Annotated in this window: 23 protein-coding genes and 2 pseudogenes; 6 read left to right on the forward strand and 19 right to left on the reverse strand. The window is 63.5% G+C overall.

Translation table 11 applies throughout. The features are described from left to right. The first annotated feature begins 145 nt into the window (after positions 1–145). Together NKJ26_RS24995 and olsB are read left to right on the forward strand one after the other, a co-directional pair. Entirely contained in the window at positions 146–2,317 is a 2,172-nt protein-coding gene (locus NKJ26_RS24995) for a response regulator (RefSeq protein ID WP_352697825.1), read from the forward strand. Positions 2,318–2,489: 172 nt separating this feature from the next. After that, entirely contained in the window at positions 2,490–3,377 is an 888-nt protein-coding gene (gene olsB, locus NKJ26_RS25000) for a l-ornithine N(alpha)-acyltransferase (protein WP_502899551.1), read from the forward strand. Between the two features lie 65 nt (positions 3,378–3,442). Here olsB and NKJ26_RS25005 read toward each other — a convergent pair whose 3' ends face one another. From NKJ26_RS25005 to NKJ26_RS25015, 3 genes are all read right to left on the reverse strand, one after another. After that, on the reverse strand, positions 3,443–4,075 hold the full coding sequence (locus NKJ26_RS25005; protein ID WP_352697827.1) for a trimeric intracellular cation channel family protein: 633 nt from the start codon (positions 4,073–4,075) through the stop codon (positions 3,443–3,445). Between the two features lie 121 nt (positions 4,076–4,196). After that, positions 4,197–4,832, reverse strand: coding sequence for a nucleotide exchange factor GrpE (gene grpE / locus NKJ26_RS25010; RefSeq protein WP_352604146.1), 636 nt, complete (start codon positions 4,830–4,832; stop codon positions 4,197–4,199). A gap of 138 nt (positions 4,833–4,970) precedes the next feature. After that, positions 4,971–5,273 (reverse strand): hypothetical protein, encoded by a 303-nt coding sequence (locus NKJ26_RS25015; protein ID WP_352697829.1) that lies wholly within the window; start codon positions 5,271–5,273, stop codon positions 4,971–4,973. Between the two features lie 117 nt (positions 5,274–5,390). Between NKJ26_RS25015 and NKJ26_RS25020 the strand changes: the two genes are divergently transcribed. After that, positions 5,391–6,410 (forward strand): fatty acid desaturase, encoded by a 1,020-nt coding sequence (locus NKJ26_RS25020; protein ID WP_352697830.1) that lies wholly within the window; start codon positions 5,391–5,393, stop codon positions 6,408–6,410. Between the two features lie 139 nt (positions 6,411–6,549). Here the strand turns inward: NKJ26_RS25020 and NKJ26_RS25025 are convergent, their stop codons facing one another. From NKJ26_RS25025 to cysG, 6 genes are all read right to left on the reverse strand, one after another. Beyond that, complete coding sequence (locus NKJ26_RS25025) at positions 6,550–7,170, reverse strand: DJ-1/PfpI family protein (RefSeq protein WP_352604152.1); 621 nt, start codon at positions 7,168–7,170, stop codon at positions 6,550–6,552. A 220-nt stretch (positions 7,171–7,390) separates the two neighbouring features. Continuing rightward, on the reverse strand, positions 7,391–7,924 hold the full coding sequence (locus tag NKJ26_RS25030) for a DUF934 domain-containing protein (protein WP_027023648.1): 534 nt from the start codon (positions 7,922–7,924) through the stop codon (positions 7,391–7,393). Between the two features lie 160 nt (positions 7,925–8,084). Further along, complete coding sequence (locus NKJ26_RS25035) at positions 8,085–8,849, reverse strand: phosphoadenylyl-sulfate reductase (RefSeq protein ID WP_352697833.1); 765 nt, start codon at positions 8,847–8,849, stop codon at positions 8,085–8,087. After that, on the reverse strand, positions 8,824–10,494 hold the full coding sequence (locus tag NKJ26_RS25040) for a nitrite/sulfite reductase (protein WP_352697835.1): 1,671 nt from the start codon (positions 10,492–10,494) through the stop codon (positions 8,824–8,826). The genes NKJ26_RS25035 and NKJ26_RS25040 overlap by 26 nt, the downstream gene beginning before the upstream one ends. A 42-nt stretch (positions 10,495–10,536) precedes the next feature. After that, a complete protein-coding gene (locus tag NKJ26_RS25045) occupies positions 10,537–10,830 on the reverse strand; it encodes a DUF2849 domain-containing protein (RefSeq protein WP_352697836.1) in 294 nt (97 codons plus the stop codon). Then, positions 10,827–12,278, reverse strand: coding sequence for a siroheme synthase CysG (gene cysG, locus NKJ26_RS25050; RefSeq protein WP_352697838.1), 1,452 nt, complete (start codon positions 12,276–12,278; stop codon positions 10,827–10,829). Before cysG ends, NKJ26_RS25045 begins: the two co-directional genes overlap by 4 nt. Before the next feature lie 417 nt (positions 12,279–12,695). On the opposite strand from cysG, the gene NKJ26_RS25055 reads away from it, so the two are divergent. Continuing rightward, a complete protein-coding gene (locus NKJ26_RS25055; protein WP_352604164.1) occupies positions 12,696–13,145 on the forward strand; it encodes a baeRF12 domain-containing protein in 450 nt (149 codons plus the stop codon). A 374-nt stretch (positions 13,146–13,519) separates the two neighbouring features. Further along, positions 13,520–13,958 (forward strand): annotated as a pseudogene (locus tag NKJ26_RS25060) (NAD-binding protein); the annotation flags it as partial. An 88-nt stretch (positions 13,959–14,046) separates the two neighbouring features. Here NKJ26_RS25060 and NKJ26_RS25065 read toward each other — a convergent pair. Continuing rightward, positions 14,047–14,855 (reverse strand): annotated as a pseudogene (locus tag NKJ26_RS25065) (AraC family transcriptional regulator). Between the two features lie 207 nt (positions 14,856–15,062). Here NKJ26_RS25065 and NKJ26_RS25070 point away from each other — a divergent pair. Further along, a complete protein-coding gene (locus NKJ26_RS25070; RefSeq protein ID WP_352697840.1) occupies positions 15,063–15,983 on the forward strand; it encodes a zinc-binding dehydrogenase in 921 nt (306 codons plus the stop codon). Between the two features lie 210 nt (positions 15,984–16,193). Here the strand turns inward: NKJ26_RS25070 and NKJ26_RS25075 are convergent, their stop codons facing one another. From NKJ26_RS25075 to NKJ26_RS25115, 9 genes are all read right to left on the reverse strand, one after another. After that, positions 16,194–16,946 carry an SDR family NAD(P)-dependent oxidoreductase gene (locus tag NKJ26_RS25075; protein ID WP_352604170.1) on the reverse strand — a complete coding sequence of 251 codons (753 nt, stop codon included), beginning with the start codon at positions 16,944–16,946 and terminating at the stop codon, positions 16,194–16,196. 50 nt (positions 16,947–16,996) lie between these two features. Beyond that, positions 16,997–19,273, reverse strand: a complete 2,277-nt coding sequence (locus NKJ26_RS25080) for a transglycosylase domain-containing protein (RefSeq protein ID WP_352697842.1) — start codon at positions 19,271–19,273, stop codon at positions 16,997–16,999. Between the two features lie 70 nt (positions 19,274–19,343). Then, the gene (locus NKJ26_RS25085) at positions 19,344–20,240 is read right to left on the reverse strand and encodes a YncE family protein (RefSeq protein WP_352697844.1); all 897 of its coding nucleotides are present in this window, start codon (positions 20,238–20,240) and stop codon (positions 19,344–19,346) included. 258 nt (positions 20,241–20,498) lie between these two features. Next, positions 20,499–20,660 carry an SGNH hydrolase domain-containing protein gene (locus NKJ26_RS25090; RefSeq protein WP_352697916.1) on the reverse strand — a complete coding sequence of 54 codons (162 nt, stop codon included), beginning with the start codon at positions 20,658–20,660 and terminating at the stop codon, positions 20,499–20,501. Between the two features lie 53 nt (positions 20,661–20,713). Then, complete coding sequence (locus NKJ26_RS25095) at positions 20,714–20,860, reverse strand: hypothetical protein (RefSeq protein WP_352697846.1); 147 nt, start codon at positions 20,858–20,860, stop codon at positions 20,714–20,716. Positions 20,861–20,885: 25 nt separating this feature from the next. Further along, a complete protein-coding gene (locus NKJ26_RS25100) occupies positions 20,886–21,140 on the reverse strand; it encodes a GlsB/YeaQ/YmgE family stress response membrane protein (RefSeq protein ID WP_352697848.1) in 255 nt (84 codons plus the stop codon). A 111-nt stretch (positions 21,141–21,251) separates the two neighbouring features. Beyond that, positions 21,252–21,455 (reverse strand): hypothetical protein, encoded by a 204-nt coding sequence (locus tag NKJ26_RS25105; RefSeq protein ID WP_352697850.1) that lies wholly within the window; start codon positions 21,453–21,455, stop codon positions 21,252–21,254. Positions 21,456–21,539: 84 nt separating this feature from the next. Then, positions 21,540–22,160 (reverse strand): ribonuclease D, encoded by a 621-nt coding sequence (locus NKJ26_RS25110; protein ID WP_027023634.1) that lies wholly within the window; start codon positions 22,158–22,160, stop codon positions 21,540–21,542. A 124-nt stretch (positions 22,161–22,284) separates the two neighbouring features. After that, entirely contained in the window at positions 22,285–23,670 is a 1,386-nt protein-coding gene (locus NKJ26_RS25115; RefSeq protein WP_352697852.1) for a M20/M25/M40 family metallo-hydrolase, read from the reverse strand. Positions 23,671–23,683: the final 13 nt, after the last annotated feature.

Consider the following 23,683-nt stretch of genomic DNA (forward strand, 5'->3'; position numbering starts at 1 on the left):
ACACAAATATTGTGTGTCTTCTTTTTATTTCCCCTCCCGCCCCCAACCCCCAACCCACCCCCCCCCCCCCCCCCCCCCCCCCCCCCCGCCCCCCCCGCGGGGGGGGCGTTGGGCCCCCCCCCCACCGCTGGTGCCGGAGCCGCAATTGACCGGGCGCGAAGGCTTGCCTTTCCTGACCTTCATTGCCATCGTCGTGCTGGCGGGCCTGGCGCATCTGACCGGGGCCCCGGTCTTCATCAGCCTCGCATTGCTGGCAACCGGCATCGCCGGCCTTGCCATGCATCTGCGCGCCAGACAGGGCCAAAACCGCAGCGCGGCGCTGCATGACGAAACCAGCGCCAAAAGCCGTGCCGAAATCGAGACGCTGGCCGATCGCATGTGGGAAATGCAGGAAAGCGAGGAACGCTTTCGCGGTCTCATCGACGCGCTTGGCGATCTCGTCATCCATCGAGACCGCGACGGCTACATCGTCTATGCCAACAAGGTGTTCGCCGATCTCGTCGAAACCGATCAGCGCGACCTTGCCGGCAAAACACTGGCCGAATTCGGCATCGAGGTCGGCATCGTTCCCGATGCCGCTTTTTCCGACCATGAGTGCCTGAGCTCGACCGACGTCGCCATCCGCACGCCGAGCGGCCCACGCTGGTTCTCCTGGATCGAGCTGTCGGTGCGCGACAAGGACAGCGGTGCCGCCTCGCATCGCGCCATCGCCCGCGACATCACCGCCCGCAAGCGGGCCGAATCCTCGCTGATCACCGCCCGCGAGCGGGCCGAATACGCCAGCCAGGCCAAATCGCGTTTCCTCGCCACCGTCAGCCATGAAATCCGCACGCCGATGAACGGCATCATGGGCATGGCGCGGCTCCTGGCCGACACCAGCCTGTCGCCGGAGCAGCAGACCTATGTCGGCGCCATCTCGACCTCGGCCAGCGCCTTGCTCGCCCTGATCGAGGATCTGCTCGACTACTCCAAGATCGAGGCCGGGCGCTTCGATCCGGAACCGCAGCCGATGTCCGTGCGCGAGATCGCCGACAACATCGTCGAGCTCCTGGCCGCGCGCGCCTTCGCCAAGGACATTGGTCTGGGTTGCCACGTCGAGCCTGACGTACCGCAGATGATCACGGCCGATCCAGGCCGTGTCAGGCAGGTGCTGCTCAACCTCATCGGCAACGCCATCAAATTCACCGACAGCGGTGGTGTGCTGGTCAGCATCGCGCGCGCCCGCACGGAGACGACCGATCGCATCTGCTTCACCATCGCCGATACCGGCCCCGGCCTGCGCGACGAGGACATGGAGCGCATTTTCGAGGAGTTCGAGCAGGCCGACGGCACCTCGACGCGCACCCATGGCGGGGCGGGTTTGGGACTTGCCATTTCCAGGCGCCTGGTGGCCGCCATGGGCGGCACGATTTCGGTCTCCAGCCGGCTTGGCCAGGGATCGGAATTCGTCTTCGAAATTCCCGCCATTTCGGCCACCGAGCCGCCACAGAGCCGGCTGAACGCGCTTGCCGGCAGGCGCGCGGTGATCCTGTCCAAGAATGCCACCGAGGCCGACGCCATCGCAATGACCATTCGTGCCAGCGGCGGCGCGGCCGATGTCTCCACCACGGTCGCGCAGGCCGCGTCCTTAGCCGACGGCTGCGACGTGCTTCTGATCGATGCGGCGATGGAAGGCGGTGACGGCAGGCTGCTCAAGCGGCTACGCCAGAGCGGTTTTTCCGATTGCGAGGCGATTACGCTGATCGCGCCGACCGATCGCGGCATGCTTGGCGAATTCCGCGCCAACGGTTATGCGACCTTCCTTGCCCGACCGGTGCGCGGCGGGACACTTTTGCGTGTCCTTCTGAGCAGCCATGCGCCGGCACCTGCCCAGCCGCAGCCGGAAAAGCGCCGCACCGCGGCGTTTCGCGCCGCCGGCGACCGCCAACAGGGCCTGTCCGTGCTGATAGCCGAGGACAATGACATCAACGCCATGCTTGCCCGCGCCACGCTGCTGAAAGCGGGGCATCGGGTCAAGGTGGTCGGCAACGGCAAGGCCGCCGTCGAGGCCGTCATCGGCGCCGGGCACAAGCAGCGTTTCGATGTGGTGCTGATGGACCTGCACATGCCGGTCATGGACGGGCTGGACGCCATTGCCGCCATTCGCCGCCATGAGGAGGAAACAGCCGTGCCGCCGGTGCCGATCATGGTGCTGTCGGCAGACAGCCAGGAAAAAACCCGCCATGCCGTGCTTGCCCACGGCGCCAGCGGCTTCGTCACCAAGCCGCTCGACCCCGACGCCCTGGTCAACGCCGTCGAAGGACAGGTCGCCGCCTGAGCCGGTTTTCTCCGGCACGCGGGCGACAGTTCCTTATGTAGCATAGCCGGTTGACCGCATTCGCCAGCCGACGAAGTATTGCCCGCGACCTCGTATCACGGTACTGTCACAATCCTGTTGCACCTACACCGTATCCCCGTGCCAAGAGGGATGGCTCGAAGGAGAATCACTCGTGCATACAGTTATGCCGGAATGTGACACTCGGCCGAACGGCAGCAGCGCCTTGCTCGCCGGACGTAAGGTCGATTCCGTCATGAAGGGCGCAGCACTCGGCCGCATAGGCAATCTCGAAGTGCGGCTCGCCCGCAACGAGGCCGAGATCGCGGCCGCGCAGGAAGTGCGCTACCGGGTGTTCTACGACGAACTAGGCGCCAGGAAGGATCTGTTTCCGGTGCAGGATCGCCGTGATGCCGACCGGTTCGATCCCCACTGCGACCATCTGCTCGTCTTCGACACCTCGCTTTCCGGCCCCGAACACCGCCGCATCGTCGGCACTTACCGGCTGCTGCGGCAAGAGATCGCGGCCGCCGCAGGAGGCTTTTATTCCGAAGGCGAATTCGAGCTGACCAAGCTCATCGCCCGCCACCCAGGCCAGCGCTTTCTCGAACTCGGCCGCTCCTGCGTATTGCCCGAATACCGCTCCAAGCGCACCATCGAGGCGTTGTGGCAAGGCATCTGGGCCTACATAAACCATTACGAAATCGGTGTGATGACCGGCTGCGCCTCCTTCCACGGCACCGTGCCGGCGGCGCATGCCGAGGCGCTCACCTATCTTGCCCACCATTGCCGGACCAACTCGGCCTGGGACGTGCGCGCCGTGTCGGGGCGCTACTGCTCGATGGATCTGATGCCGATCGAGGCAGTCAATGCCAAGGCAGCGATTGCGGCAATGCCGCCTTTGGTCAAGGGTTACCTGCGCGTCGGCGCCCGCATCGGCGACGGCTGCGTCGTCGACCGCGAATTCTCGACGGTCGACGTCTTCGTGGTGATGCCGGTCAAGGAAATCGGCGCCCGCTACGTCAACTACTATGGCGGAGAGGCGCAGCGCTTCGCTGCCTGATGCTGGCGAATAGCGAGAGCTACGCCGCAATTCTGCGAACTGCTACTCCCTACTCGCCCTCATTCTCACGGAATATCTTCCGGCCGTCGACCGGGCCGGCTCTTGTAGGACGGAAAGGCCCAGCCGAATTTGAGCGCGCCGCCGCGCACCACGAAGGCCGCGGCAAAGCCGATCAGCCCAGACGCCAGGGGCGGCAGCCCGGCAAGATCCCCGAGCGTGAACAGGGCCGCACCGGCGAGTGCCGCGGTAACGTAGATTTCAGGCCGCAAGAGCACCGACGGTTCGCCGGCCAGCAGATCGCGCAGGATACCGCCGAAGGTGGCAGTGAGCACGCCGGTGATGGTCGCAACGACCGGCGAACCAGTGATGGCAAGGCCTTTGGCGGCGCCCATCACCGAAAACGCAGCCAGACCGACAGCGTCGAGCCAAAGCAGCAATTTCCAGCGCGACTCGACCCGGTGCGCGCTGAAGAAGACCAACGCCGCAACCGCCGCGCAGATCAGCACATAGCTGGGGTTGGCGACCCAGAACACCGGCAGGTTGAGGATGACATCGCGAAACGTACCGCCGCCGATTCCGGTGACGCTGGCCAGGAACAGGAAACCGATGATGTCGATCTGCTTGCGCGAGGCGGCAAGCGCCCCGGTCGCGGCGAAGACGGCAACGCCGGCATAGTCGAGAAGCGCGATCGGGTTCATGGCGGGCCAAGGAAATAGGGAATAGGGAATAGGATTAGAATTATCACGAAGCCGTACGATTGATACGGCTCCGTTTACCTACTGCCCTACTGCCCTACTGCCTATTCCCTATTCCCTTGACTTACGCATCCTTCTCGGCCTGCTCATTGACCGGTCCCGGCTCGACAGGCGCTTCGGAAGCCGCGACCTTCGGGCCGCCCTTGGCTACGCCGACCATGGCCGGGCGCAGCACGCGCTCGCCGATCGAATAGCCCGGCTGCACGACCTGGACCACCGTGTTGGCCGGCACGTCGGGATTGGGTACTTCGAACATCGCCTGATGGAAATTGGGATCGAACTTCTCGCCTTCGGGAGTAAGCTTCTTGACCCCGTGCCGCTCCAGGGCCGACAGCATGGCGCGCTCGGTCAGGTCGACGCCTTCGATCAGCGCCTTGAAGCCGGCATCGCCCGATGCTTTGGCCTCGGCCGGTATGGCGTCGAGCGCCCGGCGCAGATTGTCCGACACCGACAGCATGTCGCGGGCGAAATTCGCAACCGCGTAGGTGCGCGCGTCATGCACGTCACGCGCGGTGCGGCGGCGCAGGTTTTCCATCTCGGCCGCTACGCGCAGCGCGCGGTCCTTCAATTCCTCGTTTTCCTTCAGCAACCGCACGAGCGCTTCATAATCGCCGTCGACGCCACCTTCCGTGCGCTCGGCATTGGCCTCGGTCGGCTCGACCTCATCTGGCGCGCGTTCGTCTTTTGCCTGGTCGCTCATCGCCGTTTCCCATCATTTCGAATAGTGTGGATTTTGTGCCCGATATCGAGGTTCGGCAGCCAAAAATCAAGGGGTAAGCACGGTTGGAGGCCATCGGCCGGAACGCGGCTGCAACGGCGCGATTGCTTCGATCTTAATTCAAATTTTACCATAGCCCTCGGCGTTGCTTGCCACGACCCCGTGATCGGGGAACCATTTGCCTGCCGGAGGAGTTTCGCAGCCGACACAGGATTCCAAGTGATGAGCCGCAACAAGGGCGAAAAAGGAGAAAGGCTCGCCGTCGAGATCAGGCGTCAGTTCGGCACCGAAGCGATGAAGCGCTTTCTGCGGACCCTGCCGGCGTTTCGCGCGGAAGTCGAGATTCCCGAACGTTTCAGGGAACAGCTCAAGCGCCTCGACAGCGTGGAAAGCAACATCGCCGTCGGCCGCCAATAGCGACATGGTCGATTCATGGCGCCGAGCCCGGGTTTCACATCCGATCCGTCGCGCGACAATTACGCACAGTAACTTTGCGTGATCTTGGCTTGCGGTCGGCCCCGCCGCCGCCTATGTTTTACGATGAACATGATTTCCCCCGAGGCGGCGGCCAACAGCAAGCGCGCATGGCTCAAAGTTCTGGCGCGCTACAAGAAGCCTGACCGGCGGCGCAGCGCCATCGAACTTGCCATCACACTCATCCCTTTCGTTACGCTCTGGGCGCTCTCCTCGGCTGCCTATGCCTATGGCCACTGGTGGGGATTGATCCTCATTCTCCCGGCGGCGGGGTTCCTGGTGCGGATATTCATGATCCAGCACGATTGCGGCCATGGTTCCTTCTTCGCCAATCGCTATGCCGACGACTGGATCGGCCGCGCGCTTGGCGTTCTCACGCTGACGCCTTACGACTGCTGGCGGCGCGCGCATGCGACGCATCATGCCAGCGCCGGCAATCTGGACGAGCGCGGCGTCGGCGACATCAGGACACTGACCGTAGCCGAATACCGACAGATGTCATGGCGAGGCCGCCTCGCCTATCGTCTTTATCGCCACCCTCTGGTGATGTTCGGACTGGGGCCGATCTGGCTGTTCATCTTCGAGCAACGACTGCCCCTGGGCATGATGCGGGGCGGCCTGACGCCCTGGGTGTCTTCAATGACCACCAATCTCGCCATTGCCATTTCCGCGGCCGTTCTCATCTGGTTCGTCGGTCCGGGCGCGTTCCTGGTTGTCCATCTGCCGATCGTCATCCTCGCTGGTTCGGCCGGCATCTGGCTGTTCTACGTCCAGCATCAGTTCGAAGAGACGCAATGGGCGAACGATTCCGAATGGGAGTTCCAGCACGCCGCCTTGCACGGCTCGTCCTATTATGACCTGCCGCCGCTGCTGAACTGGTTCACCGGCAATATCGGCGTCCACCATGTCCACCATCTCTCCGCCAAGGTGCCGTGCTACCGGCTGCAGGAAGTGCTGCGGGATTATCCGGAGCTGCGCGGCATTGGCCGCATCACACTGCTGGAAAGCCTGCGCTGCGTAAAACTCGCACTGTGGGACGAAAACCGCCGCAAGCTGGTGTCGTTCCGCGAAGCGCTGGCAATTTAGGGCAATTCCAGGAAAAGTGCGCAACGGATCTCGGTCCGGGCGTAAAACCGGAGACAGAGCGGTTCGACGCTTCCGTGGAGCCGTGAACCGCTAGCCGGATCGCCGCGCCATGGGCGCGGCGGCTTGGCGATTTCCCTGTTTAGGCCGCCTGGCGCTCATCGCGCATCAATATCTCGCCATGGCGGATTTCGGTGCCCAATACCTTCAGGCATTCGCGGATGAAATTGGACAGGCCCGGCCAGCCCTTGGCCGAAACGAGATTGCCGTCGACATGGGCGCCTGTGGGGGCCACGTCGATATAGATGCCGCCGGCCAGCGTCACCTCGGGCTCGCAATAATGCAGTGCCGCCACTTCCCTGCCGCGCACCACTCCGTCGACCGCGATCAGGATCTGCACGCCATGGCAGATGGTGAAGATCGGCTTGCCGGCCTCGTGGAAATGCCGCACCAGCGCCTGCACGCGCTTGTCGATGCGGATGTATTCGGGGCCGCGCCCGCCCGCCGCGTAGACGGCGTCGTACTCCGCCGGCTTCACCTCGGCAAAAGTCTTGTTGAGGATGTAGTCGTGACCAGGCTTTTCCGTATAGGTCTGGTGACCCTCGAAATCGTGCAGCGACGTCTTCAGGACGTCACCCGCGTTCTTGTCGGGGCAGACGACGTGCACGGTATGGCCAACGGCATGCATGGCCTGTTCAAAGACGAAAATCTCATACTCCTCGCTGAACTCGCCAACGAGCATCAATATCTTCTTGCCAGCCATCCCGGTTCCTCCCTTGCGGCTATTTATTTCGCATTACGAAATAATAGGCCTAATCCTAAGGGGAGGACCGCGAAAGGGAAAGCGTGAATTGCACGATCGGTAAGACCAGAATGAGCAAGCCCTGGTTTGGGTAGAAGCTGTCTTCCGATCGCTATTAGCCAACGGCTGGTTCACCAAACGTTGCGGGACACCCGGGTCGGGAATCTTGAACTGTCGCGGCTCAGCTGTTGCGCATCCGCCGCCAGGAATACTTCGGCCCTTTAAGCTCCGGCACTTCGGCTGGTTGGTAATAGACCCCCAGCCCGCCGGTGCGGCCCTCTTCCAGACGCTTCAACAGCACCGGATTTGAGATCTCGAACTCGTCGAAGCCGAGACGCAGCATGTGCGGCAACTGATCGACCAGCACCTGCCCGGTGGCGCGCACAGCACCCTCGAAATGATGGCGGCCGCGCAGCAACTCGCCCTTGGAAAAGGAGCGGCCGTCGCTGAAGGCCGGGAAGGCCAGCGCCACCAGCGACAGCTGGTCAAGCAGATCCGCGATTTTCTCGAGTTGGTCGCCGGGCTGCAGCATGACGCCGATGCGCTCCTTGGCGGACCGGCGTACCTGCGGATCAAGATCGAGGAATGCCTGCAGCGGCAGAATGAAGCGGCCATTGCCCGACAGCGCGTCAGCGCTTTCGGCATGAGCCCACTCATCCTCGCGAAAACCCTTTGGGGTCCAGAGGCGGGTCTCTGGTGTCGTCGGTTCGGTCATCAAAAAATTCCTAAGCCCAAATCCTGGGAGCGTTGAGATTCAGGTCAGGCCGCGTCGGACGATGGTTCCCAGAACCGGAGCGGAGCGTACTTTGGGTACGTGAGCACCGGAAGCGCAGGAAACCAGCGTTTGCAGGCCGGCATCACCTGATCAGCATAGCCTAAAGTGATGCGTCGGTCAGCGACTTCTCCAGTCCCGACAGATGAATGCCGCACTCGGTCTTGGCGTGCCCTGCCCAGCGGCCGCTGCGCGCGTCCTCGCCCGGCTGCACGGGCTGCGTGCAGGGGAAACAGCCGATCGACAGATAGCCGTAGGCGACCAGCGGGTTCTCGCGCAAGGCGTGCGCGCGCATATAGTCGGCCTGGTCCGATGTCGTCCAATGCGCCAGCGGATTGATGCGGATGCGCGGGCCGACCGCCTCGAACACCGCAAGCCCGGCCCGGGTCGAGGCCTGGAAACGCTTGCGGCCGGTGAACCATGCGCGGAAAGGTGCGACCCCACGCGCCAGCGGCTCGACCTTGCGCACGCCGCAACAGGCATCGGTGTCGCTCTGGTGCAGATTGCCTGTCGGGTCGATCCGTTCGAGCGCTGCTTCCTCCGGCTTGATCACCCGGATGTTGGTCAGTCCGAAATCGGCGACAAGCGCGTCGCGATAGCCCAGCGTCTCTTCGAAATGCTTGCCGGTGTCGAGGAAGATGACCGGCAGCGTACGGTCGATCTCCGAAATCATATGCAGCAGAACCGCCGAATCCGCGCCGAAGGACGACACGGCGGCGATCTCGTCGTGGAAGAGGTCCCGGGCCGAGCGTTCGATGATCTCGCGCGCGTTCAGGTGACCATAAAGCGCATCGAGCCCCGCCGCCTTGGCGGCGGCACCGTCATCGACGTCGGCAATATGATCAAGCGGCCTTGGCTTCGCCAGCATAGAGCGCCTCCTTGAACGGCGCAGGACCGACACGGCGGTAGGCGTCGATGAATTTTTCTTGGCTGTCGAGCCGAAGGCCGAGATATGTCTCGACGATCTGCTCGATTGCGTCGGTGATTTCTTCAGAGCTGAAGCCGCGGCCGATGATCTCGCCGACCGACGTGTTCTCGTCGGCAGAGCCGCCCAGTGTCACCTGGTAGAGCTCGGAGCCCTTCTTCTCGACACCGAGGATGCCGATATGACCGACATGGTGATGGCCGCAGGCGTTGATGCAACCGGATATCTTCAGCTTCAGTTCGCCGATCTCGCGTTGCCGTTCCAATGAGGCGAAGCGGCGTGAGATTTCTTGCGCGATCGGGATCGAGCGCGCCGTGGCCAGCGCGCAATAGTCGAGGCCCGGGCACGAGATGATGTCCGATATCAGGTTGGAATTGGCCGTTGCCAACCCGATGCCGACCAGCGCGTCATAGACCGCCTTGAGGTCGGCGCGCGCCACATGCGGCAGGATCAGGTTCTGCTCATGGCTGACGCGCAGCTCGTCGAAAGCATATTTTTCGGCGATATCGGCGACCGCTTCCATCTGGCTGTCCGAGGCATCGCCCGGCACCTCGCCGATGCCCTTGAGCGAGATGGTCACCGCCGCGTAATCGGGATGGCGGTGCGTCACCACGTTCTGGTCCAGCCATTCGGAGAAGCTCTTGGAATCCAGCCGGGCAAGCTTGACCGCCGCGTCTCCTTCGGGCCGGTCGATCAGCGCCGGCGGCGCGAAATAGGCCTCGATGGCACGGATGTCGGCGTCCGGCAGCTTCAGCTCGGCCTCTTTCAATTCCTGCCATTCGGCCTCGACCTGGCGGGTGATTTCCTCGACGCCGGTCTCGTGCACCAGGATCTTGATGCGCGCCTTGTACTTGTTGTCGCGACGGCCGTAGAGATTGTAAACGCGCAGGATCGCCGTGCAGTAGGACAGAAGGTCGGTTTCCGGCAGGAAGTCGCGGATCTTCCTCGCCACCATGGGCGTGCGGCCCTGGCCGCCGCCGATATAGACAGCAAAGCCCAGCTCGCCGGCGGCGTTCTTCTTCAGATGGAGGCCGATGTCATGCGTCTGGATGGCGGCGCGGTCGCGCTCGGCGCCGGTCACCGCGATCTTGAACTTGCGCGGCAGGAACGAAAATTCCGGATGTACCGACGACCACTGGCGCAGGATTTCCGCGTAGGGGCGCGGATCGGCGACCTCGTCGGCGGCCGCACCGGCGAAATGGTCGGCGGTGACGTTGCGGATGCAATTGCCGCTGGTCTGAATGGCATGCATTTCGACGCTTGCGAGATCAGCCAGGATCGCCGGTATGTCGGACAGCGCCGGCCAGTTGAACTGGATGTTCTGGCGCGTGGTGAAATGGCCGTAGCCCTTGTCGTATTTGCGGGCGATGTGGCCGAGCATGCGCAACTGCCTGCCGTTCAGCGTGCCATAGGGCACCGCGATGCGCAGCATGTAGGCGTGCAGCTGGAGATAGACGCCGTTCATCAGCCGCAGCGGCCGGAACTGGTCCTCGGTGATCTCGCCGGTAAGCCGGCGCTGGACCTGGTCGCTGAACTCGGCGACGCGGGCCTGAACAAAATCGTGATCGAACTCATCGTAACGGTACATGCTTCGTCTTTCAGGGCGTGTCCGCCCGTGCCTGGTGTCTTGTTAGGCCGCCTGGGCAGCCTGCTTGCCGAGATCGTGGCGGATGGTCGGGCCTGCGGCACGGATCTTCTCACGCAGCCGCAGCGGCTCGACCACGCCATTGACGAGGTCCGCATCGATCAAATTGACGTCGACCACCTCATTGGCGGCATAGGCCTTGGCGCCGATCGCCTCCAGGCGATCCTCGGCCGCCTTGTCATGCGCAAGGTCGGCATGGTCCACGGTCTCGGCCCAGCCGCCATCTGCGTACCAGACGGCGATGCCGTCGGCGAGGCGATTGGCGGTCAGTATCTTCATTGCTGAACTCCCTCGGTGGCAGCCATGGAGGCGCCTTCATTCCGGTGTGCGGCGAGCGGCTCGGACCGTTCGAAGTTGGCGCCGGCGACCGCGTCACCGATGATGGTCATGACTGGACCGGAAAGATCGGCGCGCGCTTCCAGCGACGGCAGGTCGGCGAGCGTGCCGTGAAAACGGCGGCGATTGACGAGGCTGGCATTCTCGACCACGGCCACCGCCGTATCCGGCGACAGTCCGGCTTCAATCAGCCGGCCGGCGACCTCGGCAGCGACCGAGCGGCCCATATAGACGGCGACTGTGGCACCGGAAATGGCGAGCTTGGCCCAGTCGGGCAATGAATCGCCCTTGAGGTCATGCCCGGTGGTGAACACCATCGACGAGGAAACACCGCGCAAGGTCAGCGGCAACTCGAAATCGGCGGCGGCAGCGAAAGCCGCGGTGACGCCTGGAACCACCTCATAGGCGATACCCGCATCGCGCAATGCGGCCATCTCCTCGCCGGCCCGGCCGAACACCAGCGGATCGCCAGACTTCAGCCGCACCACGCGCTTGCCTTGGCGGCCGAGTTCGACCAGCAGCGCATTGATCTCGGCCTGGCTCTTGGTGTGGCAGCCCTTGCGCTTGCCCACCGGCAGGCGCTCGGCATCGCGGCGGCCCATGGCAATGACAGCCTCCGGCACCAGCGCATCATGCACGATGACATCGGCTTCCATCATGAGACGATGCGCGCGCAGCGTCAGAAGGTCCTCGGCACCGGGACCAGCACCCACCAGGGCGATGTGACCCGAAGCAGGTTGGTTCGACAGCAAAAGGGCGGTCGCCGCGTCATGCGCCTGCGACAGCGCGCCGGCCTCGACCGCGCGGGCCGGAGCGCCGGCGAAGAATTCATTCCAGAAACGACGGCGGGCATTGCCCTTCGGCAGCAGCTTCTCGGCGGCGGCACGCAACGAGGCGGCGAGCGTTGCCAACGATCCAAGCGACGGCGACAGCATCTGGTCGATGCGGCTGCGCAGGATTTGTGCAAGCACCGGGCCAGCGCCTTCGGTGCCGATGGCGATTGCGACCGGAGCGCGGTTGACCAGGGCCGGGGTGAAGAAATCACAGAGTTCAGGCCGGTCGACGGCATTGACCGGAATGCCTAGCCGGCGCGCATCCCTGGCCACGCGACGGTCCAGTGCTTCGTCGCCGCTGGCGGCAAACACCATGACCGTGCCTTCGAGCTGCACCGCTTCGTAGGCTGCCGCCACAAGGTTCGCGCCGGTCTCGGCGATGAAGGCCAGCAGCTCCGGCCGAGGGTTTTCCGCAATGATGCGCAACGTTGCGCTCGACTGCCCGATCAAGCGTGCCTTGGCCAGCGCCTCATCACCGCCGCCGACAATGGCCACAGCTTCGCCGTCGACCCGAATGAAGATGGGGAAAGCATTGAGCTTGGGCGTGGAGTGCGGCATGAATGCGAACGGAATCCTGTACAGGCAAGCAGTTCTACGCGCGGGGGCGAGAAACCAGAAGGAACGCACTCGCGCATCGCTTCCAGAGATGCAATCGCTTTTTCGAAAGCATCGCAGCTCGGAGCAAAATATTCCACATTGGTGCAAGAAGCGGATTCGAGCCGCTGTCGCAGGCCCCTGATTTCCTTCCTTTTAGCGCCAAGCGGACTATATCGCAAAACAGTTTTTTCTAAATTCTACCAAACTAGTAGATTAAAGCCGCATTCATCGAGCAGTACCGTTCGAGGCGAACCGGCAGACGGACGGTGCGGCTTTTGGTTGGAACATTAGCGCCCCGGGGCGCGTTCCCCATCGCGTGAAAGTCAATGCCGCCAAAAGCCGGCATGGCGCTGTTGCCGCGAAGAAAGGGAGCCCATCATGAGCACGATCAAGCTGAAGCACGGTATCTGGATCATGGTGGCTGATGGTGAAAAAGCACTCTTCCTCAAGAATGTCGGCGACAGCAAATTTCCGAACCTCGAGGTTGTGCGGGAGATGGAGCAGGACAATCCGCCCACCCGTGAGCAAGGCAGCGACAGCCCAGGCCGGTATAATGACGGCGTATCGCCGCACCGCAGTTCGGTCGAGGACACGGACTGGCACCGGCTCGGCAAGGAGCGCTTCGCCGATGAGATTGCCGACCAACTCTACAAGCTCGCGCATGGCGGTGAGTTCAACGAGATCATCCTCGTCGCGCCGCCGATGGTCCTTGGGACTATGCGCAAGAAGCTTCACAAGGAAGTCGAGGACAAGGTGGCCGCCGAAATTCCCAAGACGCTGACCAACCACGCCATACCTGACATCGAGGCCCTTCTGCAGGCAGCCTGATCGCAAGCCCTTCGATTGCCGCTAGTGGAGGCTCGAAGGCAATTCAGTCTGACCGGCGGCTTCGCCAGCCGCCGGTCTGTCTGCGGTTGACCGTCGATTCTGCGGCTTGGCGGGTTGCGCAGACGACATCGCGTCCAGCATATTGCAAAAGCGACGGCTTCGGGCGGCGCACATCCGACATCGCTGGCTCGAAAGGCGCTCCATAGACAATGCCGCATGACACGCCCCTTATCGCCACCATCGTCGCCGGTCTGGGGCTGGCTTTCGTCTTCGGCGCCTTCGCCAACCGCTTCCGCATTCCGCCGCTGGTCGGCTATCTCATAGCCGGAGTGCTGGTCGGCCCGAACACGCCGGGCTTCGTCGCCGATGCCGGCCTTGCCAACCACGCCATCCTGATCGGCTACGGCCGTGTCGGCAATCTGGTCGGCGCGGCGTTTGAAAGAAGCCGCCTTGCCCTTTCTCGTCATCGAGGATGCCGACAAGACATTGGCCAGGCTGAAAGCCGACGGCGTCGAGACCGTAGCCGGCAATGCCGCCAACGCCGAAGTCTTCGCCGCCGCCAATCCCGAAGGGGCGAAGCGGCTGATCCTTGCCATTCCCAATGCCTTCGAGGCCGGCCAGATCGTGCTGCGGGCACGCGCCGCCAATCCCGGCATCAACGTCATCGCCCGCGCCCATTCCGATGCCGAGGTGGAGCACCTCAAGGGGCTCGGCGCCGACACGGTAATCATGGGCGAGCGTGAGATCGCCCATGGCATCGTCGAACAGGTGCTCGGCCACAAGCCAGAGGCGATTGAACCGTCCTCTGCCTGAGCCGATCCTGCACGATCATGTGTACTGATCGCCGCTGCCGGCGACAGATTGCCGTATCGATCTCGACGTCTGCTCGCAGGCGGGCAGTTCACGCTACGAATGCAGAGCCGCCACTTTGCGTGATGCTGTCGAGGTATTTCGCCGGCGGCTTGCCAAGCGCCTTCTTGAACATGGTGATGAAGGCCGTGACGGAGCCATAGCCGAGATCGCCAGAGACCTGCTGTACGCTCGCACCGGAGGCCAGTTCTCGAATTGCGACGATCAGGTGCAATTGCTGGCGCCAACGACCGAAGCTCAGCCCCGTCTCCCTTGCCACGAGGCGGGCGAGACTGCTCTCGCTCAGCGCAACGCGGCTGGCCCATTCCGCCAGTGTGCTGCGGTCCGCAGGATCTTGCGCCAGCGCTTCGGCGATCCGCTTCAGGCGCGGCTCGGAAGAGATCGGCAGATGCAACTGCTGGACAGGCATACGCGGCAACTCGGTGAGCAGCGCCCTGATCAAAAGCTCATCCCTCGCCGGATCGTCCTGCAAGCCATCGGACAGCTCGATGATCAGTTCGCGCAGCAGCGGCGAGATGGAAAGGGTGCAGCACCGGTCCGGCAGATCGGCGGCACCCGGCTCGATGTATACGAAAAAGATCCGGGCGTTGGCGGTCGCGACGTTGCTGTGCTCCATGTTGCCGGGGATCCACACGCCGCAATGAGGCGGCACCATCCATAGCCCGCTGGGGACGTGGCATGTGACGCCGCCTCCGAGCGCGAAGACCAGTTGGCCTTTGCGGTGCCAATGGGAGGGAACCTCCGCTCTGGTCTCGGTGACGTCAACGCGCACCGCAATCACAGGCGCAGAAGCTCATCCACATCGAAATTGAGCCAGGGATAGCGAAGGGGTTGTCTCATGATTGACAGTTTTTAGCGATCGATTGGTCTAACATCTAAATTATTCAGGGAGGAAAATCGATAGGCTTCGCTTGTGAATGAGCACGTCTGAGCGCGCGGAACTGGTGAAGGTTTTTCGATCAGCGGCCGCCTGCGGACCAGCAAGACCGACGCGTAGCAGCCATCCGGATGGCTAGGCGTCCACCACGCAGCAGGAAGGTATGACCCATGCTCGCCTTAGTCATCTCACCCGAAAGCGCCGCCAGGCTGAGGCTCGCGGAACTCGCCGAGCCTCAGCCGGTCTCGAACGAAGCGCTCATCTCGGTCCGCGCAACCTCGTTGAACCGCGGTGAATTGCGCCTGCTCACCATACGTCCGAACGGCTGGACACCCGGCCAGGATATCGTTGGGATTGTCGAACGCGCAGCCGCCGACGGCTCCGGGCCAGTCGCAGGCGCCCGCGTCGCGGCTTTGGTCGACCAGGCCGGTTGGGCCGAACGTGTTGCGGTTTCAACCGACCGTCTCGCCGTTCTACCCGATAACGTCAGCTTCGTTTCCGCCGCCACGCTTCCGGTCGCGGGCACGACGGCGCTGAGGACTTTGCGCCACGGCGGCGACCTGGCGGGCAAGCGGGTCCTGATCACCGGTGCAAGCGGTGCGGTCGGGCGTTTTCAGATCCAGATCGCCCGCGAGCAGGGCGCGCTGGTGACCGCAGTCGCCGCCGCCCGGCACGGCGAGGACCTCCGCGGCCTTGGGGCCGAGCAGGTTGTCGAGTCGATCGAGCTGGCCGATGGGCCGTTCTCGCTGATCACCGAATCGGTCGGTGGCCAAAGCCTCGCGCACGCGATCGAACGTGTCGCGCCTGGCGGCACCATTGTCATGTTCGGTTCGAGCAGTGGCGAACTCACGCCCATCGGATTCCGCCAGTTCGTTCCGGGTCACGAGGGGGCGAGGCTTCAGACTTTCGCGTACTACACTTCTGGCTCCGGCATTGGCGCGGACATCGCCTCGCTGCTCGCTCTGGTCGCGGCCGGCCGGCTCGACACGCGCGTGGCCTTGACCGCGCCTTGGACAGATGTCGCCCAGGCGCTGGATGCGCTGCGACAGCGCAGTATCAGCGGCAAGGCTGTTCTCACCATAGCCGAATGAGCAATCCTCGGCCTGACGTCGAGGTTGAGAGCTCCGTGCCCCCAGCAAGCGGCGGCGCGAGATCGCCAGAGCAGTGCCAGGAAAAGCGTGAAACGGTTTTCCCGGGAAAAGCGCGTAGCGCTTTCCCTGGGGAATTGCGTAAAAACAAAGAAATAGAGCGGTTCGGTGTTTCCGTGAAACAGTGAACCGCCCTAAGCCGATCCCACAGGCTCAGACGTGCTGGCCGCCATTGATGTGGATTTCCGAGCCGGTCACATAGGATGCCTGCTGCGAGCACAGGAAGAAGATGATGTCGGCAACCTCAGCCGTGGTGCCGAGGCGTCTGAGCGGGATCGTCTCGACGATCTTGTCCGTGCCCGGCGACAGGATGGCGGTGTCGATCTCGCCCGGCGCAATGGCGTTGACGCGGATGCCATGCGGACCGAAATCATGCGCCATCTCGCGCGTCAGCGAGCCGAGGGCGGCCTTCGATGTCGCATAGGCGGTGCCGGCGAACGGATGCACGCGGGTGCCAGCGATCGAGGTGACGTTGACGATCGAGCCCTTGGCTGCCGCCAATTCCTTGAACAGGCCTCGCGCCAGCATGATCGGCGCGAAGAAATTGACCTGGAACACGTCGCGCCAGACATGCATCGGCGTGTCGATCGAGTTCATGCGGCTGTTGCCGTCCTCGAGCTTGGGCGAGATGCCGGCATTGTTGACCAGCGCATGCAGCTGGCCGCCATGCGCCTCCAGCCGATGGCGAATTTCCGAGACTGCGATGCCGACATCTTCCTGATCGGCGAGATCGACCTTGATGTGGTCCTCGGGGCCGGCCGGCCACGGGCAATCCTCGGCAAAAGCCTGGCGCGAACAGGTGATGACGCGCCAGCCCTCGCGTGAAAAACGCTTGACCGTGGCGTGGCCGATGCCGCGGCTGGCGCCGGTCAGCACAATGGTTTTTCTGGTGTCGAGTTCAGCCATGTCGGGTGGTGTAGCCGAACGCTGTGACGCTGGCGAGAGGCGAGTTGCCGCTAGCCGCCGCCGATGATGTCGAGGATCGAGGTCTGCCGCTTCTTCAGCGGACCGCCGACGCTGCCCGGCGGCACCGGGTGCCTGACAGAGGCGGTGGTGCCATCGTCCGCGGGCATGTCGAGCTCGTCGGCGTCGACGGTCTGGGCGGGCCGCGCCGCGCGGACCGGCGCAGGCGGTCGGGTCGCTGGTGCAGCCACCTGCGCGGACGGCGCCTGGCCAACCGAGGCGGAGGGAACCGGCGCCGGCTGATTGTTGTCGGCCGAAGGTATCTCGTCGGGCACGATCGTATCGGCGGGTGTCGATTTCCAGGTACCGGGCAGCGGCCGCACCGGCACGCCCTCATGCGCGGCGACCATGAATTCGTGCCAGGCCTGCGCCGGCAGCGCGCCGCCGGTGACCTTCTTCATCGGCGTGCCGTTATCGTTGCCGAACCACACGCCGGTGGTGAGGTTGGCGGTATAGCCGACGAACCAGGCATCGCGCGAATTCTGGCTGGTACCGGTCTTGCCGGCCGACGGCCAGGCGAAAGCCGCCTTTTTCGCCGTGCCGATCTCGACGGTGCCGGTCATCATCGAGTTCATCATGCCGACGATCTCAGGCTTGACGACGCGTGGTGCACTGCCGCCGCCGCTGTCGTAGAGCACCTTGCCCTCGGCGGTCGCCACGCGGCGGATGAAATGGATCTCCGGCTTGTAGCCGCCATTGGCGAAAGGCACATAGGCCGAGGTCAGTTCCAGCGGCGTCACTTCCGATGTGCCGAGCGCGATCGAGGTATTGCTCTGCAGGTCCGACTGGATGCCCATGCGGTGTGCGGCCTCGACCACGGCGCCGGGCCCAACTTCCATCGTCAGTTGGGCGGCGACCGAGTTCAGCGATTTGGCCAGTGCGGTGGCCAGCGTCACTTTGCCGAAATACTTGCCGCCATAATTGTCCGGCGTCCAGTTGCCGATCTTGATCGGCGCGTCATTGCGCACGCTGTCGGGCGTGCGGCCGGCCTCAAGCGCCGCCATGTAGACGAACGGCTTGAACGCCGAGCCCGGCTGGCGCCGTGCCTCGGACGCGCGATCGAACTGGCTGGTCGAATAGTCGTAGCCGCCGACCATGGCGCGCACCGCGCCCGAATCGTCGATCGAAACCAGCGTCCCCTGGGTGACGTTGAGTTTCTTGCCGCTTTCGTCGATCAGCCTGCGGATCGACTGTTCGGCGAGCTTTTGCAGCGTCAAGTCGACGGTGCTGTCGATGACGATATCGCCACGCACGTCGCCGATCAGGTCGGGCAGTTCCTCCATGATGGTATCGGCGACGTAGTTTTCCGAGCCGGTCCAGTAGGACGGCGCACGGGTCGCCGGCGCGCTCATCGCGGTCCTCTGTTCCTTCTCGCTGATCTTGCCTTCATCGCGCATGGCTGCGAGCACGAGTTGCGAGCGCTCCTCGGCGGCCTTCGGATCACGCGCTGGCGACAGCCGCGACGGCGCTTTCAGCAGGCCGGCAAGCAGTGCCGCTTCTGACAGGGTGACATCGCGCGCGCTCTTGCCGAAATAGCGCCGCGAAGCCGCCTCCACGCCATAGGCGCCGGAGCCGAAATAGACCCGGTTGAGGTACATTTCGAGGATCTGGTCCTTGGTGTGCTTATGTTCCAGCCACAGCGCCAGCAGCACCTCCTGCACCTTGCGCTCCAACGTGCGGTCTGGCGTCAGGAACAGGTTCTTCGCCAATTGCTGGGTCAGCGTCGAACCGCCCTGCGAGAAATGCCCGCCGATCACATTGGTCACCATGGCGCGCGACAGGCCGATCGGATCGATGCCGAAATGCGAATAGAAGCGGCGGTCCTCGATGGCGATGACGGCCTCGGGGATATAGGGCGACATCTCGTGCAGGCCGACGGCCTCGCCACCGCTCATGCCGCGATTGGCGAGCAACTGGCCGTCGACCGAGACGATCTTGATGTTGGGGGCACGGTCGGGGATCGACCAGGTCGTCGCCGCCGGCATCTTGGCACCGTAATATACCACGGTGCCCGCCACCGCGATGCCGCCCCAGATGGCGAGCACGAAGCACCAGTAGAACAGGCGGCCGAGCACGCCGAACAGGCCACGCCGGCTTCTGCTACGCCCACCGCGCGACGATTTCGCCTTCGACGACTTGCGTTTCGCGGAGGTCTTGCGGTTGCTTGGCACGACGCGGTCCTCCTCGCTCACCGAAAGGCCCGCGGAGGATCGCGCCTGCGGCGCGCCCTCGAAGCTGGGTTCGATGCGGCTGTCTCTGCGGTTCGCCATGCGCTGTGCTGTCTGTCCCGATGCCTATGGCGTTCGGGGTGAAGAGTAGATGCGGCGGTTTAAAGGCGCGTTAAGTCGTGCCGAATGCCGCTATCTGGGGCTCGATCAGTGACGCCAGGGCAAAAAACGCCAGCGCCTGCTCTTCGCAGGTCACCGCCACGACGCTGTTCGACCGGTCGATGTCGAGGCCTTTCGGGCCACCTTCCTCGGGACTGGCACTGCCGCGCAGGAAAGTTTTCTCGTCGAGCACAGCGATCGAACGCGATGGGGCGCGGCACCCAGCCCAGCCGCTTTCGCGGTCATAGACGTGTACCATCGGGCTGCCCGCGTCGGCGACCAGCAAGTGTCGGCCGTCGCCGCTAAAGCGCAAGCCATGCGGGTAGTTCGCGTCCTGCAAAATGCCGGTGGGTTCGCTGTCAGGCCCAAGCGATGGGGACGTCCGGTAAAGTTTCACGTCCCTGGTGCCGTGGCTGCTGACGGCGATCCAGTGGCCGTCATGGCTGAGCGCGATGCCGTCGGGTATGTCCAGACCATTCCTGAGCAACGGCCGGTTCCCGGTCGTCCGGTAACCCAGCCAGCGGACAGCCACATGCCTGGTGACCCGATGCGTGTAGTTGTTGCACACCAGCAGGCCGATTCGGCCGCGCGACTCCTTGCGGACCACGATCGAGCCGGGTGAATTGAGTTTGCAAAAAGGCTTGCCGCTGATCCGGCGAAGGGCCGTGATTTCGTGGCACTGCCCTGCCATGCTTTCCAAGGGCAGTGCGAAGATCGCAAGCTGTCCGTCGCGATTGGCAATCACCAGGGTGCGATCATCGATGAAATCGAGACCATGGACCTGCCCGATACTATCCGACCTCAGCTCCATGAAGTCATGGATCGTCACGCTTGGACCGCCCGATCCGGTCTCGACATCCACGCGCAGGACCAAGCAGCGTTTGCGTGTGAATGCCGCAATGGCCAGCAATCGATTGTCCGGCGAAAAGCGCAGATCCTCGGTGCGGCCGATCGCCGATAGCGCGGACCGCACGGCGTCGCTGGCCTTGAAGTCGATCCTTGGGATCATTGGCGACCCGCCCGGGGGGTCGAACGATGTAAGGATCGAGAATTGTCCTGCTGCCCCAGCCCCATCGACGACTGCTTTACCCCGCTTTGATGCTGCCGACTAAGCCCGATGCCACCCTGGACGGTCAAGCGGAATGCAGGAATTCCCGAGCTTCAACAGCTACAGGCCCGCTGCCCTCGCCAGATAGGGCGCCAGCGCCAGCGCGTAACTCGCCGTCATATGGTGATAGTCGCGCCAGACGATGATGTTGCCGACCACCGCGGCGCAGGCTTCCCTGCCGCACAGCGCATCGTTCATGTCGACGACATGGACCCCGGCAATGGCCCCGCGGCGAGCGCGAAGACGTCACTTGCCTCTGCCGCTCGACGGCAGGCTCAATTCTGCTGGATCGAAATGCCCTTGTCGTCGATCTTGAGTTCGACGCCTTTCGGCCTGTTGTGCTCGCGGTAGACATAGATGCCGAGGGCGATGATGACGACCACGAGCGCGCCAATGACGAGATAGAGCGTGTTCTGTTTCATGGCGCGCTCTTTTCCTTGTCGAGCCTCAGGCTCGTTTCAGGATTCTCACCAGCACCAGCAGGATAATGGCGCCGATCGTGGCGTGGATGATGGAGGCGATAATGCCGCCGCCGATCGAAAAGCCGATCCGCGGCAACAGCCAGCCGGCAATGAAGGCACCGACAATGCCGACGATGACGTTGCCGATCAGGCCGAAGCCGAAACCCGAGACGATGAGACCGGCGAGCCAGCCAGCGATGGCCCCGATGATGATGAAGACGAGCAGGCTTTCGGCACCCATGGCGATTTCCTCCGAGCAAGAAGACGAGCCCAGAGCGCAAAGCTCCGAATCGGCCTCGACAATCAACGGTCAGAGGCTATTCGAAAGCTGCCAGCATCGCCAGCGTCGCGCTCACTGGTCGTCGTCGCCGCTTGCGGCGGGCCGCCAGCTGGTCGGTTCGACCTTTTTCTGCGTGTGGCTATCGGTATAGACCCACCAACCATCGTCGCGATACTGCGCGAGGGATTCGTTGATGACGCCATCGCTGTCTTTCCAGGTGACGGTGACCTTGGAGCCGTCGGTCGGCGCGGTCGATATTGGCTTTCTATCCGCCATGTCCTCCCCTTTCGAGCCGCGACGAAACGCGACGCCTTGCCTCTGGTTCCAAACGGCCGCCGGCGCCCATAGCCGCGACGGCCGTCAGCTATGGGCGAAAATATCCTCTTCGCCCCAGCCCATCAGGTCGAGTTTGGCACGCGTCGGCAGAAAGCGGAAGCAGGCATCCGCCTCCTTGGTACGCCCCTCTCGCGCCAGTCGTTCGGCCAGCACGTCGCGCAACCGGTGCAGATAGAGCACGTCGGAAGCGGCATATTCGAGCTGTTCGGGCGACAGTATTTCCGCCGCCCAGTCCGACGATTGCTGCGCCTTGGACAGGCCGACGCCGAGAAGTTCAAAGCAGATGTCCTTCAGCCCGTGCCGGTCGGTATAGGTGCGTGTCAGCCGGGAGGCGATCTTGGTGCAGAACACCGGTTCGGGCATGACGCCAAACGCATTGTAGAGCACGGCAAGGTCGAAACGCCCATAGTGGAACAGCTTGGCCACGCCCCGGTTTCTGAGCAGGCTGACGAGGTTCGGTGCCCTCTTCTGGCCCGGTGCGATCTGGATGACGTCCGCGCTGCCGTCGCCAGGCGAAATCTGCACCACGCAAAGCCGGTCGCGATGCGGGTTCAGGCCGAGTGTTTCCGTGTCGATCGCCACCGCCCCCACATTGTAGTGCGAGAGGTCGGGCAGATCATGTTTGTGGAAACGGATATCGGCCATTGTCTTCTCCGGTCGAGCCTTGAGCGTCCCTTGGCCAGCAAGGGACGCCGCGGCGCTTTTGTCTCGTGGCCCGTCCTCGCCGCGATCCGCTGAAAAATCAACAGGAAACGTGAATTCCGCCACTTCAGCGTGTCAGCGCATCGAGAATGCGCGCCCAGGAGCGCTGGCCCTTGTGGAAGGAGCTGAGCTCGTATTTCTCGTTGGGCGAGTGGACGCGGTCGTCGTTGAGGCCGAAGCCGACCAGCAGCGATTCCATGCCGAGATAGGCCTGGAAATCACCCACCACCGGAATCGAGCCGCCGCTGCCGATCGTTACCGCCGGTTTCGGCCATTCGTCGGACAGTGCGGTCTTGGCCTTGGCCAGGAAGGGCGAGTCGTAGGAAAGCTGGATTGCCGGCGAACCGCCATGCGCGTGGAACTCGACCGAACAGTCGGCCGGAATGCGCTCTTTCACGAATTGCTGGAATGCAGCGCGGATCTTCTTGGGATCCTGCTTGTGGACGAGGCGGAAGGAAACCTTTGCCGAGGCTTCCGCCGCGATCACCGTCTTGAATCCCTTGCCGGTATAGCCGCCGATGATGCCGTTGAACTCGGCTGTCGGCCGCGCCCAGGTGAGTTCCAGCACCGAGCGGCCCTTTTCGCCGGAAGGAATCGACAGGCCGACAGGTCCGAGGAAGGTCTCGGCCGTTTCGCCGAGCGTTTCCCATGATTTCAGGACCTGCGAAGGCGTTTCTTCGACCCCGTCATAGAAACCCGGGATGGTAATGTGGCCGTCCTTGTCATGGATGTCGGCCAGCACGCTCGCCAGGATGCGGATCGGGTTGGCGGCAGCCCCGCCATAGAGGCCCGAATGCAGGTCGCGGTCGGCGGCCTTGACCGTGATCTCCTCACCGACCAACCCGCGCAATCCAACGCAGATCGACGGCGTATCGCGATCCCACATGCCGGTATCGCAGACCAGCGCAAAGTCGGCCTTGAGTTCGTCCGCATTGGCCTCGAGGAATGGCTTCAGCGACGCCGAGCCGGACTCCTCCTCCCCCTCGAACAGGATGGTGACGCGGCATGGCAGATTGCCATGCACTTGCTTCCAGGCGCGGCAAGCCTCGACGAAGGTCATCAGCTGGCCCTTGTCGTCGGCCGAGCCGCGCCCGGTGATCACCTTGTGGCCGGGCCCGACCTCCTTGATCCCGGGCGCGAACGGATCGTTTTCCCACAATTCGATAGGGTCGACCGGCTGCACGTCGTAATGGCCGTAGAACAGCACATGCGGCGCACCCGCCGGGCCGTCATGATGCGCGACCACCATCGGGTGGCCTGGCGTATCGCGCACGCTGGCATCGAAGCCGATCAGCTTGAGTTCCGCCACCAGCCATTCCGCCGCCTTGCGGCAGTCGGCGGCATATGCCGGATCGGTGGAGATCGACTTGATGCGCAGCAGCCCGAACAGGCGCTCGAGGCTCTGGTCGAGGTTGTTGTCGAGGCGATCGAGAACGGGGGAAATTGCGGACATTTGCTAAGCCTTT

Origin of the sequence: Mesorhizobium sp. M0152 (genome assembly GCF_040322415.1) — a bacterium.
Classification (GTDB): domain Bacteria; phylum Pseudomonadota; class Alphaproteobacteria; order Rhizobiales; family Rhizobiaceae; genus Mesorhizobium.

Coding starts and splice junctions, on each gene's coding strand:
- NKJ26_RS25070 (WP_352697840.1), top strand. CDS start 15,063: ATGCTCGCCTTAGTCATCTCACCCGAAAGCGCCGCCAGGCTGAGGCTC.
- NKJ26_RS25020 (WP_352697830.1), top strand. CDS start 5,391: ATGAACATGATTTCCCCCGAGGCGGCGGCCAACAGCAAGCGCGCATGG.
- NKJ26_RS25035 (WP_352697833.1), bottom strand. CDS start 8,849: ATGCTGGCGAAGCCAAGGCCGCTTGATCATATTGCCGACGTCGATGAC.
- NKJ26_RS25055 (WP_352604164.1), top strand. CDS start 12,696: ATGAGCACGATCAAGCTGAAGCACGGTATCTGGATCATGGTGGCTGAT.
- NKJ26_RS25015 (WP_352697829.1), bottom strand. CDS start 5,273: ATGTCGCTATTGGCGGCCGACGGCGATGTTGCTTTCCACGCTGTCGAG.
- NKJ26_RS25105 (WP_352697850.1), bottom strand. CDS start 21,455: ATGGCGGATAGAAAGCCAATATCGACCGCGCCGACCGACGGCTCCAAG.
- cysG (WP_352697838.1), bottom strand. CDS start 12,278: ATGCCGCACTCCACGCCCAAGCTCAATGCTTTCCCCATCTTCATTCGG.
- NKJ26_RS25030 (WP_027023648.1), bottom strand. CDS start 7,924: ATGACCGAACCGACGACACCAGAGACCCGCCTCTGGACCCCAAAGGGT.
- NKJ26_RS25095 (WP_352697846.1), bottom strand. CDS start 20,860: ATGAAACAGAACACGCTCTATCTCGTCATTGGCGCGCTCGTGGTCGTC.
- NKJ26_RS25080 (WP_352697842.1), bottom strand. CDS start 19,273: ATGGCGAACCGCAGAGACAGCCGCATCGAACCCAGCTTCGAGGGCGCG.
- NKJ26_RS25040 (WP_352697835.1), bottom strand. CDS start 10,494: ATGTACCGTTACGATGAGTTCGATCACGATTTTGTTCAGGCCCGCGTC.
- NKJ26_RS25045 (WP_352697836.1), bottom strand. CDS start 10,830: ATGAAGATACTGACCGCCAATCGCCTCGCCGACGGCATCGCCGTCTGG.
- NKJ26_RS25075 (WP_352604170.1), bottom strand. CDS start 16,946: ATGGCTGAACTCGACACCAGAAAAACCATTGTGCTGACCGGCGCCAGC.
- NKJ26_RS25005 (WP_352697827.1), bottom strand. CDS start 4,075: ATGAACCCGATCGCGCTTCTCGACTATGCCGGCGTTGCCGTCTTCGCC.
- grpE (WP_352604146.1), bottom strand. CDS start 4,832: ATGAGCGACCAGGCAAAAGACGAACGCGCGCCAGATGAGGTCGAGCCG.
- NKJ26_RS25115 (WP_352697852.1), bottom strand. CDS start 23,670: ATGTCCGCAATTTCCCCCGTTCTCGATCGCCTCGACAACAACCTCGAC.
- NKJ26_RS25025 (WP_352604152.1), bottom strand. CDS start 7,170: ATGGCTGGCAAGAAGATATTGATGCTCGTTGGCGAGTTCAGCGAGGAG.
- NKJ26_RS25110 (WP_027023634.1), bottom strand. CDS start 22,160: ATGGCCGATATCCGTTTCCACAAACATGATCTGCCCGACCTCTCGCAC.
- NKJ26_RS25100 (WP_352697848.1), bottom strand. CDS start 21,140: ATGGGTGCCGAAAGCCTGCTCGTCTTCATCATCATCGGGGCCATCGCT.